The following is a 15,527-nucleotide window of genomic DNA, read 5'->3' as shown; positions in this document are numbered from 1 at the left end:
TCCTTAGCCCCTTCCAGCCTCCGGTAGACATAGGCGCGTCGGTGACGCTTCGCGCCCGATTGCGGTGGAACCGGATACTCATGCTCGAGCGATTGCGGATCTCGCTGAAGGTCGTGAACGGCGTCCAGGTCGGACTCGTGGCGGGCCTCGCCTGCGTCGGCGCGTGGCTGATTCTGCCCACCGGCCGGGAATCCCTCGAGATGCGGGAGACCGCGCGCCTCGCGGCACGCAACCTCGCGGGAGCGATCGACCTCGGATTGAAATCCGTCGAGACCGATGCCCGTTCGGCAGCCATGCTCCTGAAGGTCGGCGAGTCGGCGGCGGACGACGAGCGGCGCGGCGACACCCTTCGCGAATGGCTCGGCCTCCATCCAACCTACGCCGACGCGATGCTGGTGGGTGCCGACGGTGCCGTGCGGGTCTCCGGCGGCGGTGGCAGCGCGCCGGTGGGTCAGGCTTGGTTCCGCCGAGCCCGCGGGGCCGACATCGCCGTGGCGACGGAGCGCGGCGCCGTTCATCTCAGCGTCGCACTGGGCGGCGATCATCTCGTGCTGCGCGTCGGACCGGCTTGGTTCGGCGAACTGGAAGCCCGCGTGCGCGACGGCCTCGCCGTGTCCACATCCCGACTCGCCCTCAGCGTGACGGGTGCGGACGGAATCCCGCTCTCGGGTGTCGCCCCTCCGCGTCCGCTGCCCGACGGCGCCGTCGAAGCCACGACGCAGACCAGCGGCGCTCAGGGATTGGCGAGCACCGGCTGGGCGGTCACCTCGGTGATGGCGCCGGCGCCCGCGAGTGTCCGGCTCCCGGACCGGACATTCGCACTCCTCGTCCTCACCATGATCTTCGGCGGCACGGGACTGGGCTACGCCGTCGCGATGCATCCCGCCCGGCGCCTGCGGCGCCTGGCCCGCCCCCTCGACACCGTTTCGGCACCCGACGAGGCGGCACGGATCACCGAGATCGACGACCTCGAGCGGGCACGCGACTTCCTCGCACCGCGCGACGATCGCGGGACGCGGGATGCCCGCACGGGGCTCGGCCGGATCCGCGCACGCCTGCGCACCTTCGAGGCCATGTCGGGCTGGACCCTGTGGGAGGTCGATCCCTCGACCCGGCAGGTGATCTGGACGGACCCCAGCCACGAGACCGGACTCGCCGGCGACCGCTCGATTGCGCTGGACGAACTGATCGACGGCATTCTTCCGGCCGATCGCGCCCTGATGCGGCTGACCATGGAGGCCGCCATGGCCGAGGACGGTCCGCACGACGTGGTGCTGCGCACCTCCCATGCGGGCCCGGAGGGCGGAGAGCGCCGCCTCCTCGTGCGCTTCCGGCGCGGCGAAGCCCCGGAGGAGGGCGGTGTCCGGCTCCTCGCCCTCAGCCGCGAAATGGACGACAGCCATGAGCCGACGGCCGCCGTCAACGAGCGGCGGCGCGACGCGCCCCTCCGACGGGTCACCGACGGCATCGTCCACGACGTCAACAACGCCCTCACCGTGGTGACGGCCAATCTCGGCATCCTGAAGCGGCGGCATGCCCTCGGCACGGCCGAAGCGCGGCTGGTGGATGGGGCCCTGGCCGGCGCCGCGCGCGGGGCCGCCCTGACACGCCGGATGGCCGGGCTGGTCCGTTCGGACAAGGGAAGCCTCGCGGAGGCCGACATCGCAGCGACGGTGGCGTCGTTCCTGCCGTTCCTACAGGCGCAGGTGCTCGGTGAGATGCCGGTCATGAACCGCTTGGCCGCCGACCTGCCCACCGTGCGCTGCAGCGAACCCGTCATCGAGGTCGTACTCCTCAACCTCGCCTTCCACTTCCGCGATTGCGGCTTCGACGGGTTCGCCGTCGCAGGCAGCACGCACGAGACCGAGTCCGAGATCCTCCCCGGCCTCCTGGCGGGCCGCTATGTCCGCCTCGTCGTGGCCAGCGGCCGCCCGGCACGACAACGCCCATCGCCCCCGGCCGGGGTCGCGCCGCTGGAGGCGGTGGCGGAACTGGTCGCGGGAATCGGCGGCCGCTTCGCGATCCAATCGGACGGGTCGGGGGCCGAGCCCTTCCTCGCCGACCTCTGGCTTCCGGCCGAGGCCCGTCGCGCGGAGGCCGCCCCAGAGCGGGCTGGCGCGACGCGCCTGCTACGCGTGCTCCTCGTCGAGAGCGACAGTCTCGTCCGGGCGTGCCTCGCCGAGGTGCTGACCGATCTCGGCCATGCTGTCGTCCAGGCGGCCTCCGGTGCACATGCCCTCGAAGCGCTCATGCGGGACGGTGCCTTCGACGCGATGATCACCGATTACGCCATGCCGGTGATGTCCGGCCTGCAACTCGCCGCGACGGTGGTCGAGCGTCATCCGGGGGTGCGCGTCATCATTGCCGGACCGCATGGCCACCTGCCGGCCACCGCCCGCCGGTTCCTCCAGCTCGACAAGCCGTTCCGCGAGGAAGACCTCGCCGCCATCCTCTCGGCCATCGCCGCGGCCCCCCTGGCCCACGCTGCCTGAAACGGGATCGGCCACCCCGGGATACCGGCCCGGGGGACAGGGATGCCTCGACGGCCGGTCCAGGCGGTCATGTCGTTCACCCGCCAGAACGCCGGTCCGGTTTCGCCCGTACCGCATGCGCCGCGCCGGTCGCACTGCCTTGTGGCATTCGCCGTGCGCAGCTGTCGGGTTCGTCGATGGTACGACCGGCCATCCGTCCATGAATGCTCATCGATGTCTCAGGACGACACAGGCCGCGCTCTGGAAGACTTTGCGCGGCAGACGGATATTAACCTTCATCGATCATGAATCGGACCGTGCGGTTCTCAGGAATCTGAGCCCAGGTTTTCGCGGGCACAAAGCGAGCTTCGATCCATGCATGGCCTGAAGGCGTCCGCCGTTCTCGGCACCCTCGTCGCTTTTCCGGCGACCGTGTTCGCCGCCGATCTTCCCAATCCCCGCACCACCAGCACCGAATGGTACACCGGCGCCGAGGCGCAAGGCATCGACGACAGCTGGCGCGTCGCCGTGGACGGGTCCACCAGCGTCACCTCGAACAGCTCCGCCTTCGGCTCGGTGACGGGGACCATCGCGGCTGCCGGAACCCTGACCCAGAGCGGGCCGCGCGTGCGCATCGACGGCACTGCGGGGACCTACTCCTATCCAGGACAGGGCGTCGCCCAGCGCGTCACCGGTTACCAGCAGGAGGGCGCGGGCCTGCTCGGCTACGAGTGGATCTGGGCCGATGCGGCACTGGCCGGCTATCTCGGCTTCAACGTCCGCAGCAACCAGCTTTCCATCGCCGATCCGGGCAACCCCGTCGTCGGAACCGGGGTCGGCCTCAAGGTCGCTGCCAATTTCTACGCCACCCCCACGGACCGGACCATGGTCTCGGCCTACGGCTCGTACTCGACCAAGTTCAACGCCTATTACTCCCGTGTCCGGGCCGGCTACATGGTCGCCGACGGCGTCTATCTCGGCCCGGAGGCCCTGTTCCTCGGTGACGATTTCTTCCGGCAGTACCGTATCGGCGCGCACCTGACCGGCGTCCGGTTCGGGCCCGTGGCGATGTCGGTGGCGGCGGGCTTCGTCCAGGATCGCATCCAGGGCAGCGGCTACTATTCGAGTCTCGAAGCACGCATGCAGTTCTGAGGGGATCTCGGCGCACGGCCGGGCGTCATGTCCGCCGAATCGGATCCGGACCGCTCGAGTATCGCGTGGATCTGACGGAACGTCTGCGATCTTGTCGGACGCGTTCGCCACCCGAATCGGTCCCCGCGGCGGCATCGCTCGCGTGACACGCGCTCGGGTCCGGGTACCCTCGCACCGTGCAGCGACATTCTACCACAGGCACCGAATGCCCGGACGGCTCGACCTCCATCGATCGCCCGGCGCCGGCGCCGTCACCGCCTTACTGTGCAGCGCACAAGACATTTCTTCATCCGAGGCCGATTGTCAGATCGCCGTTGCGCCCTTGCGAGACGTTTCCGCTGCAACCAGGGGGAAAAACAATCGTCGGGCCCGGGAATTCCCTCGCGACGTCATAGATTCCGTATCCTGGACCTATCCTCTCCTCGCATCGCCGTCGTGCATTCATCGTTCTGGCAAATCGACACCTTCGCGAATTTGACGGTGTCCGATCCGTCCGGGTCGTACGCGACCGCTCCAGATCCTTCTGGCTGCCCCGAGGACGACTGTCGGCGCTTGTCCATCGACGCAAACAAGCCCTGATTAACCGGCTTTCATGCCTCTTTGGAAAGAACCCGGAGCCATACCGAGGTCCGGTGGGCGAAGAAGGAGCGCGGCGTGTGAGGATCGGGGTCCGATGGCTAGCGTGGATCGTCGCGACCGTTGCCGGTCTCGTCCTGCTCGGCCAGCCGGTCGGTGCTCAGAACCAGCTCGTGATGAGTCTCGCCGCGATGCTGGCGATGCTGGTGTTGTGGGTGTTCTTCGACGGCCCGCGTGCGCGCTTCGTGTTCCTCGCCCTCGGCTCCATGGTGGTGCTCCGCTACGTCCTGTGGCGGGTGACGAACACCCTGCCATCCCCGGGGGACCCCGTCGGCTTCGGCTTCGGCCTGGTGCTGCTGCTCGGTGAACTCTACTGCGTCTTCATTCTGTTCGTCAGCCTCATCATCAACGCCGATCCCCTCAGGCGTCCCCCGCCTCCCTTGGCGGCGGCGGCGGACCTTCCCGAGGTCGACGTGTTCGTGCCGACCTACAACGAGGACGAGAGCATCCTGGCGATGACCCTCGCGGCCGCGCGGCAGATGGACTACCCGGCGGACAAGCTCATCGTCTGGCTGCTCGACGACGGCGGCACGGACCAGAAATGTGCGGATGCCGACCCCGCCAAGGCCGCGGCGGCGCGCCAGCGCAGGATCGACCTCCAGCGGCTGTGCGGCGATCTCGGTTGCCATTACCTCACCCGCGATCGCAACGAGCACGCCAAGGCGGGCAACCTCAACAACGGCCTCGCGCACGCACGTGGCGACGTCGTCGTGGTGTTCGATGCGGACCACGTGCCGTTCCGCTCGTTCCTCACCGAGACGGTCGGTCACTTCGCGCAGGACCCACGGCTCTTCCTGGTCCAGACCCCTCACGCGTTCCTGAACCCCGACCCCGTCGAGCGGAACCTGCGCACCTTCGACCGGATGCCGTCCGAGAACGAGATGTTCTATTCGGTGACGCAGCGCGGCCTCGACAAGTGGAACGGCTCGTTCTTCTGCGGGTCGGCGGCCCTCTTGCGGCGTACCGCCCTCGACGAGGCCGGCGGCTTCTCCGGCATCACCATCACGGAGGATTGCGAGACGGCGTTCGAGCTGCATTCGCGCGGCTGGACCAGCGTCTACGTCGACAAGCCCCTCATCGCCGGCTTGCAGCCCGACACGCTCACGGACTTCATCGGCCAGCGCTCGCGCTGGTGCCAGGGGATGTTCCAGATCCTGATGCTCAAGAATCCACTGTTCCAGAAGGGTCTCGAGCCGATCCAGAAGGTCGCCTACCTGTCGAGCATGACGTTCTGGTTCTTCCCCGTGCCGCGGCTGATCTTCATGTTCGCGCCGCTGCTGCACATCTTCTTTGACCTGAAGATCTTCGTCGCAAGCGTCGATGAGTCGATCGCCTACACGGCGACCTACATCGTCATCAACCTGATGCTGCAGAACTACGTCTACGGCAAGTTCCGCTGGCCGTTCGTCTCCGAACTATACGAGTACATCCAGGGCCTGTTCCTGGCCAAAGCCATCGTCTCCGTCATAGCCTCTCCGCGGAAACCGACCTTCAACGTCACCAACAAAGGTGCCACCCTCGACCACGACCACCTCTCCGCCCTGGCCGGTCCGTTCGTCGCCGTCTATCTGCTGTTGCTCGCAGGCTGCGGCGTCGCCGCTTATCGCTACCTGTTCGAGCCCGGGGTTACCAACCTGATGTTGGTCGTGGGCTTGTGGACCTTCTTCAACCTGATCACGGCCGGCGCGGCTTTGGGCGTCTGCGCCGAGCGCAAGGTGACGGAGCGGACGCCGTCCCTCGTCGTCGACCGCCAGGGCGCGCTGACACTGGGCGGCCGCGTCACCGACGTGACGGTGGAGCGCGTCTCGGCCGAGGCCTGCACGGTTCGGCTGAATGCCGCCTTCCTCGCCCCCGGCATGGGGCTGAAGCCGCTGCCCGGCAGCCTGTCGGTGGTGCCGGTGCCGGGCGCCCGCAGGGCCGGCCCGCTCTCGGTGACCTTGCTCGGCGTCGAGCGCACGCGTGACGAGGCGATCTGCCGCCTCGGCTTCGGTGCGCTCTCGACACAGGATTACGTCGCCCTGTCGGGCCTGATGTACGGCGAAGCCGACGCCATGCGCCGGTTTCAGCTGCGCCGCCGGCGCCACAAGGACCTGTTCACCGGAACGCTGCAGTTCGTGTGGTGGGGCTTGGTCGAGCCCGTGCGCGCCCTGCGCTACGCCTTCCTGCCGAAGCCGGTGCCGGCACCCGCGGCCGAGGCCCCGGCGGCGACCCAGACCCGTCCGAGCGAAAGCCCGCGCCTGGGTCTACGTCCGCCCGACTCGAATTTCGACCAGTTCGGCACGGCCCCAGGGTCGGCCGGTCCGGGTCCAGCGGGCTCGGGTCCCACCGCCCCGGGCCCGGCGCCGATCCGGCCGACCCCCGCGGCGGCTACGGCGAACGCACACGAGGCAGGGGCCGGCGACTGGGTCCGCCTGATGCTCGAGTTCGAGAACGAGCGCCGGCTTTCGGGCGGTCGTGCCGATCGCCGCAAGTCGGTGGCATCCTGATGCGCACGCTCTCGCGACGGCCTGTCCCACGGCTCCGCCGTCTGGTCCGCATCGTGCGGGCCACGGGCCTCTGCACGGTCCTGCTCGCAGGCGCGGCGAACGCACAGACGTTCCTCGGCGGCAGACCCTCCGACCGGTTCGGCGGGCCCCCGGCTCCCGAGACGCAGCGCCCGGCCACCGCCCCGACGGGCGGCCCCAAGCTCGGCAATTCGCCCCCGGGCGGTCCCACGGCGGGCCGGGTCACCGAGGCCGGATCGACCATCGCGTCGGCGCGACGACTGCCCTCCGGGACGCGCGGCATGCGCCTCTCGGGCGAGGCCGACAGCCTGCAATATCCGGTGTTCCTCACCCCCGGTCAGGCCCGCGGCCCGGCCCGGATGCGCGTCTCCTACCTGTCGGCGATCTCGGTGGCCCCGGAATCCTCCGAGCTGACCGTCACGGTCAACGACGAGAAGATCGGTTGGACCCGGGTTCAGGCGCCGGGCGCGGTCAAAGTGGTCGAATTCGCGATACCGGACGGTCGCTTGAAGCCGGGCTACAATGCCGTGCGGCTCAGCGTGATCCAACGCCACCGTGTCGATTGCTCCGTCGATGCCACCTACGAATTGTGGACCCAGATCGATCCGTCCCGAACGGGGCTGGTGGTTCAGCCCGCCGGCCAGGACCTCGACCTGCGCAACCTCGCGGCGCTCGAACCGGACGAGAGCGGCGCCCTGCCGGTGCGTGTCCTGCTCACCGAGAAACCGAGCCTGAAACGCCTGCGACGCATGATCGGGGCGGTTCAGGCGATCGCCCTGGTCGGGCGCCTCGCGCGGCCGGCCGTGGAGTTCGGCGGTCCGATGGCGGGCCGTGCCGGCCTCAACCTCGTGGTCGGCACGGCCGAAGAGTTGCGCGGCGTCGACGGCGTGGCCGACCTCGGCGCGATCACGGGACCCAAGCTCGCGCTGCTTCCCGACCGGAGCGACCGTGCCCCCACCCTCGTGGTCACGGGTGCGGGCGACGGCGACGTGGCCGAGGCGATCCAGACCCTGGCGCGGGCGCGGGCACCGGAGGGGGCCGGGGGCGAGGATCTCGCCGACCTCACCCGTGGCTACGAGGTCACGGGTGGCGAGACCCTGAGCCTCGATGCCGTCGGCATCGCCTCGCAGGAATTCAACGGCCGCCTGCTGCGCACGCGGTTCGAACTCCGGCTGCCCGCCGATTTCGTTCCGGCGGATTACGGGAAGGTGATGCTCCATCTGGCCGGGGCCTCCGCCGCGCGCCTGTCGCCGGAGGCGCGGATCATCGTCGACGTCAACGGCCGGAACGCCGCGAGCGTCCCCCTGGCCTATGCCAATGGGGAGCTGTTCGAGGACAGTGCGGTTCCGCTCCCCCTCGGCCTGTGGCGGCCCGGCCTGAACCGGATCGACATCTCCGCCCAGGTGCCGACGGACGCCGACCGGACCTGCGACACCCTGCAGCCGGGCTCGACCCAGGCGCGCTTCCTGCTCCTCCAGAAGACGCGCATCGTGATTCCGCGCCTCGCGCGCGCCGTGCGCAATCCGGATCTCGCCGCCGTGAAGGGCGGGGCGATCCCGTTCATCGCCGCCGGAGGCCAGCCCCGGCTCGTCCTGCCGACGCCGGACCGGGATTCGGCCGCCGCCGCCGCGGTGATCGCCGCCCGCCTCGCCATCGCGGCCAAGCGGATCATCGACTTCGAGGTGACCTCCGACCACGAGGGCGGGCGCGGCCCCGCCCTCGTGGTCGCCCCCGCCCGTGCACTCAATCCTGCCACCGTCGCGTCCGTGGGCCTCGACCCCGACCGTATCCGGCAGGGCTGGGAGGGTCGGGCCGAGACCGTCGCGGCGCCGGGACCCGCCGGCGCCGAAGGGATCCTCACCCTCGACCGGCTCCGGCGCAACGTTCCCATGCGCTGTGCCTTGCCATCCGCCGTGATGCCGCTTCGCCTCGCGGACGGAGCCGCCGAACGGGTCCGCGAGCGCCGCGCCGGACCGCCCGCCACACCGGTCCCGGCCCCGATGCAGACCGCCTCGCCCCTCGTCCAGCTCTCGGGCGCCGACGGCGACGGCGGCTCCTCGTCAGGGGACCTCGTCGCCAAGTGGGACCAGCGCCTGCGCGCCGGCCCGTCCTCCCTCGACACCCTGGCGGACGCCGGCAATGCCATCTCGGATCGCGTCCAGCAGGTGTGGCACGCCCTGGTGGACGGGGTCGGGATGGCGCCGGGCAAGTCCGTCGAGACCTTCGATGCCCGGGCCTCCCTGATCGTCGCCCAGGGCGCCGGTGCCTCGTTCGATTCCAGCGTCGTCCTGGTGACCGCTCCGAATGCGTGGCTCCTCAAGGCTTCGGCGTCCTGCCTCGTCGATCCGCGGGTTTGGACGAATCTCTTCGGACGTGCCGCCTTCCTCGACGCGGCGGAAGGCACCTTCACCATCGACCAGCCGGAGAGCGTGAGCGTGATCGAGACCCAGCCGCGCAGCCTGTCGAACCTTTGGCTGCTGGCCGCCGCGTGGCTGTCCCTCAATCCCGCGATCTACGTGGTCCTGATGCTGCTGGTGGCGCTCTGCCTCGGCTTGGCGACGGCCGCCCTGGTGCGCGATGTCGGCCGGAGCAACCGATGACGCCGCTCGTCCACCGCGTCAGCGGGCTCGTCATGGCGGCCGCCCTCGGCCTCGCCCCGTCCATCGCGCCCGCGCAGACCACACCGAAACCGGCGCAGGCCCAGAAAGCCGAGCCGGCCGACGAGCCGACGCGCGAGATGTCCCGTCCCGCTCCCACGGGAACCGCCGTGCCGCCATCCACCGCCCTGCCGTCCGCCCCGGGCGATGGGAGCGGCCCAGCGACCACAGTCCCGGTTCTGGCGGGCGCCCTCGGGGATTCGCCCGGATGGCGCACCTACCGCGCCCGGTTCGTCACCGCGGCGGGGCGTGTCGTCGATACGGCGAACGGGTCCATCAGCCACAGCGAAGGCCAAGGTTACGGCATGCTCCTGGCGGTGGCCGCCGACGACCGCGCCACCTTCGAGCGGATCTGGGGCTGGACCCGCGCCAACCTGATGGTTCGCTCCGACGCGCTCCTGGCCTGGCGCTGGGCGCCGGACCAGCGCCCGGCCGTGTCCGACCTGAACGACGCCACGGATGGCGACCTCCTCGTCGCCTGGGCCCTCACCGAGGCGGCGGAAGCCTGGGGCGAAGGCGCCTACCGCACGGCCGCGCGCCGCATCGCCGTCGAGGTCGGCCGCAAGGCGATGCTGTTCAAGGACCCGCACGGCACTCTCCTGCTTCCGGCGGTGGCGGGGTTCTCGGCGGCCGACCGACCGGACGGTCCGCTCGTGAACCTGTCCTACTGGGTGTTTCCGGCGTTCCAGCGCCTCGGTCTCGTTGCCCCGGAATACGATTGGCAGGGCCTGATCCGGAGCGGAATCGACATCCTGCGCCAAGCCCGGTTCGGACCGTCACGCCTTCCCACGGAGTGGATCTCCATGAAGGCGGAGCCCCGCCCGGCCGACGGCTTTCCGGCGCTGTTCTCCTACAACGCGATCCGCGTGCCGCTCTATCTCGCCTGGGCGGGGGTGGGACGCCCGGAGGATTACGCGCCGTTCGCCACCCTGTGGAACAGCACGGACGTCGATCGCCTGCCCATCGTCGACACCCGCGACGGGCGCGCCGTCGAATGGCTCACGGAGAGGGGCTACGCCGCGCTGGCCAGCCTCGTGGCCTGCGCCGCCGATGGCCGGGCCGTTCCGGCCGATTTCGAGACGGTGCGCGACACCGAGAACTACTATCCGACGACGGTGCAGCTCCTCAGCATGGTCGCGGTTCGGATGAGGTACGCGTCATGCCTGAAGCGCTGAGCCGTTCCTTCGGCAGCGAAGCCGTGCGCGTCGGCCTCGGGCTCCTCCTCGCCGGCGGTGTCGCCGGGGCCGCATTCGCCCAGACGCCGACGCCCGGTCGGCAGGTCGTCTATGGCGATGGTGCGCGTGCGCCCGCCATCCTGGCGGCTCCCACCACCGCCGCGACCCCCGGCATGGTGGACGAGAGCGCCCTGCGCTACTACGCGGCCCAGAAGCAGACGGCCCGGATGAAGGCCGAGATCGGCCGTCTGAAGCGGCTGTATCCGGGCTGGACCGAGCCGGAGGACCTCGACACCCTGAAGCCGAGCCCGCCGGAGGAAGCCCCGCTCTGGGACCTCTTCACCGCCGGCCGCTTCGACGACCTGCGGGAGGCGATCGCCAACCGCCGGGCGTCCGACCCCGCCTGGCAACCCTCCGAAGAACTGACGCGCAAGCTCCTGCGGGCCGAATTCCGAAGCCGGATCACCGCCTTGGGTACCGCACAGGGGGCAAAGCGCGCCGAGGATGTGGTCGCGCTGTATCGGGCCGACCAGGCCGCAGTCGACCCGTCCGACGTCGAGAGCATCTGGACCATCGCGGACAGCCTCGCCGCCATGGGCAGCACCGAGGAGGCGCAGACGCTCTATCGCTCGGTGCTTCAGGGCAACGCCGATGCGGGCGCGCGCCGGGCCACGATCCAGAAGGCCATGGCCTACCTGAAGATGGCTCAGGCCGAGGAACTCATCGCCCTCGGCCGCGGCGAGGCCGACCGGAAGGGCGACGGGAAAGCCGAGTTCGATCCGATCCGCCTCGACATCACCCGTGCGCAGATCGCCGCGTTTCTGCACGACGACCCGGCCCAGGAACCCAAGGTTCCGGACCTCGCGGCGTTCCAGGCCTACGCCAAGGCGTCGAACGATCCAGGCCAGACCAGCCTGCTCGGGTGGTACGGCTACAAGCGGCGCCAGTATCGCGACGCCCTCGACTGGTTCAAGCTCGCCATCGCGCATGGCGGCGACGCCATGGTGGCGCACGGCCTCGCCCACACCCTGCGGGCCCTCAATCGGGTGCGGGACGCCGAGGAGGTAGCTTATGCGTGGCGGGACCGTTTCGTCGGCAACGAAATCCTCTACATCGATCTGCTGGAGCGCCGCCTGACGCAGGCCAACCCACCCTTCGTCGAGCCGGCCCGCATCGAGCGCTACGCGAAAGTGGTCGCGGCGTCCGGCTCGGGCGAGGGCGCCCAGGCCCTCGGCTGGTACGCCTACAATTCCTGCCAGTTCGAGGCGGCCCTGGAGTGGTTCCAGCGGGGCGTCGCCTGGCTCCCGGGCGAGACCACGGTGCTCGGCTACGCCCTGACCCTGCAACGGCTCAAGCGCCAGCGCGAGTATCTCGAGGTGATCAACCGCTACGACGGCCTGTTCCCGAAGGTGGTGGACCTCCTGTTCCGCGAGGATGTGGGCGGACCGCCACTGCCGTGCCAAGCGACGCCTCAGCCCGCTGCGCGGCAGGCCGCCGCCGCACCGCCGGCTGCCGAGCCGAGCTATGGCCGGGTGCCGAAGCCCGGAACGTCCGCCCCGGGCGCCGCCGGCCTGCCGCCCGCGATCCAGCGCAAGGAATTCCCCCTCGCCGTCGCCCTCGACAACCCGCTGCGCTTTCCGGCGCCGTCGGCGCAGCGCCTCGTGACCGAAAACCCGCCCGGCACCTATGCGCCGGAACCGGTCATGCCGGCGCCACCCCTCGTGGCACGCCGGGTTCCCGGCGCGGGCGCCATGCCCTACGAGCGCTACGGCTTCGCCCTGCTGCCCGGCTACAACGGCAGCGACAAGCCGAGCGGGATGCCGCTTCCGGCCGCCGGTACCTTGTGGCGGCAGCAGGAGGCGGAGCGGACGGCGGTGCCGGGTCGCTCGGTTTCCGAGGACGATCGTTTCTCGGCGCCCGGCCGCGCCTCGGCGCTCGACGCAACCGGCGCGGACACTCGACGGGGCCTGCCTTGATCCACCACGTACGCCGATTTCCTGCTGCCCGGTTCGCCGCCACCGCGGCCTTGGCCCTGCTCGCCATCGGCCCGGCGGCGCAGGCGGCGCCCGTGCTGCGCCTGCCGGGCGCCGGGCGGGTGGTCGCCACGAACGACACCCTCGTGCGCGACGGCTTCGATCAGCGCATCCAGTTCAGCGGTGGCGCCGGCACCAATGCGGCGAATCTCGCCCTGCGCACTCAGACCGCCGATCTCGTCCTGGCTTTTCCGGCGAACCTGGCGCGGCCGAACCGCGCCGGGATCGACGCCGAGATCGCCGCCCTGTTTCCCGGTCAGATCCTGCGCGTGCTTCCGGTTCCGCGCCGGAACGCCTACGGCCCCGTCGGCATGGCCGTGGGCGCCGACTGTCTCTACGCCTGGCAGTGGATCGACCTGACCCCCGCCATGATGCAGGCCTCCGGCCGACCGCGCCTGTTCGGCGCCCTGAGCCGACCCGATCCCATCGGGGCGCTGTCGCTCCGCATCCGCCTGTGCCGGACCGAGCAGGCCAGCCTGCCGGACCTCATCGCAGCCGTGGAGAGCATGAGACTGTACCTTATGGCGCGTCCCCGGGCGGATGTGGGGATCGCGCCTGCCGGCACCGAGCCCACCCGCATCCGGCGCCGCCCCCGCCCGGTCGCGGGCGCAGAGACGGCGCGGAGGGAGCGCGCCACGCCGCCGCGGCCGGTCGAGGCACGGACGAGACCCGAGCCCGCGCCCAAGGCCGGCGCCGTACCGGAAGCGGCCGGTCGCCGATTCATCGCCCCGGCGCCCTCGAACGAGGCCGTCGCGGCACCCGTCACCCGTCCGGTGCCGGGTGCCGTACCGGGTCCCGCGCCCGGCGGCCGGTACATCACCGATGTGATCCAGCAGCCCGAGGCGCCGGCCCGCGGGGTTCCGACGCCCGCGCCCAATCCGGTCGGGCGGCCGACGGGCGGTGAGGCCGTATCGTCGGACCTTCCAGCCCAGGCCTATCGCCCCGGCCAGCGCAGCCCTCGCTGAAACGCCCGCGACGGCGTCTTTCCCGCGATCGCGATCACGCCCCCTCGACCGCCCCGTCTTATGAGGTTAACCAACCCTTAAGACGCACGGCCTAGGTTGAGGGCGAGGGAATCCGGACATATGCCGGCCCTTCGGGAAGGGAGACGGCGTGCGTTGGGGGGCTGATCGCTGGCGGTTCTATCGGCTGATCGGCCGCGAGGTCGCTCAGGTTGCACGCAATATCTATGTGGGCGCCACCGGACGACCCGATATTCTTGCGGGTGCCCGGGTCACCGGCCTCGTCATCGCGCCCCATGACTTGCGCACCAGCGATGCCACTTTCGCGGACGACATCTATGCCGGATTGTTCGTCTTCGCCGGGCGGTCCCTTTCCGTCAGCGGGCGTTCGCCGTTCGATTACGCGCCGCCATCCCCCGAATGGGCCGACGCCCTCTACGGTTTCGGCTGGCTGCGCCACCTGCGCGCCGCCGACACGGCCCTGGCCCGCGCCAACGCCCGTGCGTTCGTGGCCGACTTCATGGCCGGGCGCGGCGAGGCGGGGCTCGCCAAACCGACGCCCGTGGCGGCCCGCCGGCTCATCGCCTTCCTGTGCCAGTCCCCCCTGGTGCTGGAGGGGGCCGACCACGCCTTCTATCAGGCCTTCCTCAAGACCATCGGCCGGACTGCGCGCGATCTCGAGCGCGACCTGCGGCGTGGGATCTCCCCCCAGACCCGGCTGCTCGCCGCCGTCGCGCTCTGCTATGCCGGGCTGTGCTGCGAGGGCATTCAGCCGATCCTGAGGCGAGCCACGCGCATCCTCGTGCGCGAACTCGAACGTCAGATCATGCCGGATGGCGGCCACCGCAGCCGCGATCCGCGCTTCGCCATGGAGCTGCTCCTCGACCTCCTGCCCCTGCGCCAAAGTTTCCTCGGGCGCGGCATCGACCCGCCGGAGGCGCTGCTTCACGCCGTCGACCGGATGCTGCCCCTCTTGCGGCTCCTGCGCCACGCCGACGCCTCGCTGAGCCACTTCAACGGCATGGGCGCCACCGCCGCCGACCATCTGGCCACCCTGCTGGTCTATGACGGTGCCATGGCCCAGCCCCTCATGCACGCGCCGAATTCGGGCTACGAGCGCCTGGAGGCCGGCCGCGTGCTCCTGGTCGCCGATGTCGGTGCGCCGCCGCCGCTGGTCGACTCGATCAACGCCGGAGCGGGCTGCCTCTCGTTCGAACTCTCGAGCGGCCCCCAGCGCATCGTCATCAATTGCGGCCTGCCGGCGAGCGGTCCGGAACTCCGGCGCCTCGCCCGCAGCACCGCCGCCCATTCCACGGCGACCATCGCCGATTCCTCTTCGTGCCGGTTCCTCACCGGGGGCGGGGCCTGGTACGAGCGCTGGGCGGTGACGTGGCTCGCCAGCCGCATCGGGCCCGTGGTCCTGCGCGGCCCCAAGGCCGTGAAGGCGGAGCGCACCCTCGATCCCGACGGTACGCGGGTGCTCGCCGCCCGCCACGACGGCTACGTCCCGGATTTCGGCCTCGTCCACGAGCGGCGCTGGCGCCTGGCCGCCGACGGGTCGGTTGTGGAAGGCGAGGATGCCTTCGTACGGTCGGGGTCGGCACGCGCGAGGGCCCACGAGGTCGCGATCCGCTTCCACCTCCACCCCGCCATCGCCGCCCGCGGCCGAGAGGAGGGCGGTCTCGAGCTCGTCTCGCCCATCGGCGAGGTCTGGCATGTCGAGGCCGAGGGCGCGCAGATGGCCCTGGAAGAGAGCGTCTACTTCGCCGGGCTGACGGGCGCACGACGCACGGACCAGATCGTCCTCTACCTCACGGTTTCGGAGGACACCCGTGTGCGCTGGCGCTTCGCCAGGGCGACACCCACGACGGGCTGAGGACCACCCTGGTCGCCTGCCGGGATTTCGTGTTAGGCGCCGGGCGGTTCCATCGCTTTCG

General features: G+C 70.6%; 8 protein-coding genes. All 8 read left to right on the top strand.

The genetic code is table 11. The annotated features are described in order from the left end of the window. The first annotated feature begins 80 nt into the window (after positions 1-80). Positions 81-2,492 (top strand): response regulator, encoded by a 2,412-nt coding sequence (locus ASF25_RS16365; RefSeq protein WP_056305928.1) that lies wholly within the window; start codon positions 81-83, stop codon positions 2,490-2,492. A 354-nt stretch (positions 2,493-2,846) separates the two neighbouring features. Next, positions 2,847-3,623, top strand: a complete 777-nt coding sequence (bcsS, locus tag ASF25_RS16360; RefSeq protein ID WP_056173566.1) for a cellulose biosynthesis protein BcsS — start codon at positions 2,847-2,849, stop codon at positions 3,621-3,623. Positions 3,624-4,279: 656 nt separating this feature from the next. Then, complete coding sequence (gene bcsA / locus ASF25_RS16355; RefSeq protein WP_056305926.1) at positions 4,280-6,745, top strand: UDP-forming cellulose synthase catalytic subunit; 2,466 nt, start codon at positions 4,280-4,282, stop codon at positions 6,743-6,745. Continuing rightward, the gene (locus ASF25_RS16350; RefSeq protein ID WP_056305924.1) at positions 6,745-9,363 is read left to right on the top strand and encodes a cellulose biosynthesis cyclic di-GMP-binding regulatory protein BcsB; all 2,619 of its coding nucleotides are present in this window, start codon (positions 6,745-6,747) and stop codon (positions 9,361-9,363) included. The genes bcsA and ASF25_RS16350 overlap by 1 nt, the downstream gene beginning before the upstream one ends. Continuing rightward, the gene (locus ASF25_RS16345) at positions 9,360-10,595 is read left to right on the top strand and encodes a glycosyl hydrolase family 8 (protein WP_056305922.1); all 1,236 of its coding nucleotides are present in this window, start codon (positions 9,360-9,362) and stop codon (positions 10,593-10,595) included. Before ASF25_RS16350 ends, ASF25_RS16345 begins: the two co-directional genes overlap by 4 nt. Beyond that, positions 10,580-12,571, top strand: a complete 1,992-nt coding sequence (locus tag ASF25_RS16340; RefSeq protein WP_056305920.1) for a tetratricopeptide repeat protein — start codon at positions 10,580-10,582, stop codon at positions 12,569-12,571. The genes ASF25_RS16345 and ASF25_RS16340 overlap by 16 nt, the downstream gene beginning before the upstream one ends. After that, positions 12,568-13,593 (top strand): cellulose biosynthesis protein BcsN, encoded by a 1,026-nt coding sequence (gene bcsN, locus ASF25_RS16335; protein ID WP_244473065.1) that lies wholly within the window; start codon positions 12,568-12,570, stop codon positions 13,591-13,593. Before ASF25_RS16340 ends, bcsN begins: the two co-directional genes overlap by 4 nt. 148 nt (positions 13,594-13,741) lie before the next feature. Further along, positions 13,742-15,466, top strand: coding sequence for a heparinase II/III family protein (locus ASF25_RS16330; protein ID WP_056305919.1), 1,725 nt, complete (start codon positions 13,742-13,744; stop codon positions 15,464-15,466). Positions 15,467-15,527: the final 61 nt, after the last annotated feature.

The sequence above is a fragment of the Methylobacterium sp. Leaf100 genome, assembly GCF_001422845.1.
In the GTDB taxonomy this organism is placed as follows: Bacteria; Pseudomonadota; Alphaproteobacteria; order Rhizobiales; family Beijerinckiaceae; genus Methylobacterium.
The sequence above is the reverse complement of the archived record's forward strand: the minus strand, read 5'-3'. Positions and strand labels throughout refer to the sequence as shown.

Bases quoted from the DNA above. Each gene is read 5' to 3' on its own strand.
- ASF25_RS16365 (WP_056305928.1), top strand. From the start codon at position 81: ATGCTCGAGCGATTGCGGATCTCGCTGAAGGTCGTGAACGGCGTCCAG.
- bcsS (WP_056173566.1), top strand. From the start codon at position 2,847: ATGCATGGCCTGAAGGCGTCCGCCGTTCTCGGCACCCTCGTCGCTTTT.
- ASF25_RS16350 (WP_056305924.1), top strand. From the start codon at position 6,745: ATGCGCACGCTCTCGCGACGGCCTGTCCCACGGCTCCGCCGTCTGGTC.
- ASF25_RS16345 (WP_056305922.1), top strand. From the start codon at position 9,360: ATGACGCCGCTCGTCCACCGCGTCAGCGGGCTCGTCATGGCGGCCGCC.
- ASF25_RS16340 (WP_056305920.1), top strand. From the start codon at position 10,580: ATGCCTGAAGCGCTGAGCCGTTCCTTCGGCAGCGAAGCCGTGCGCGTC.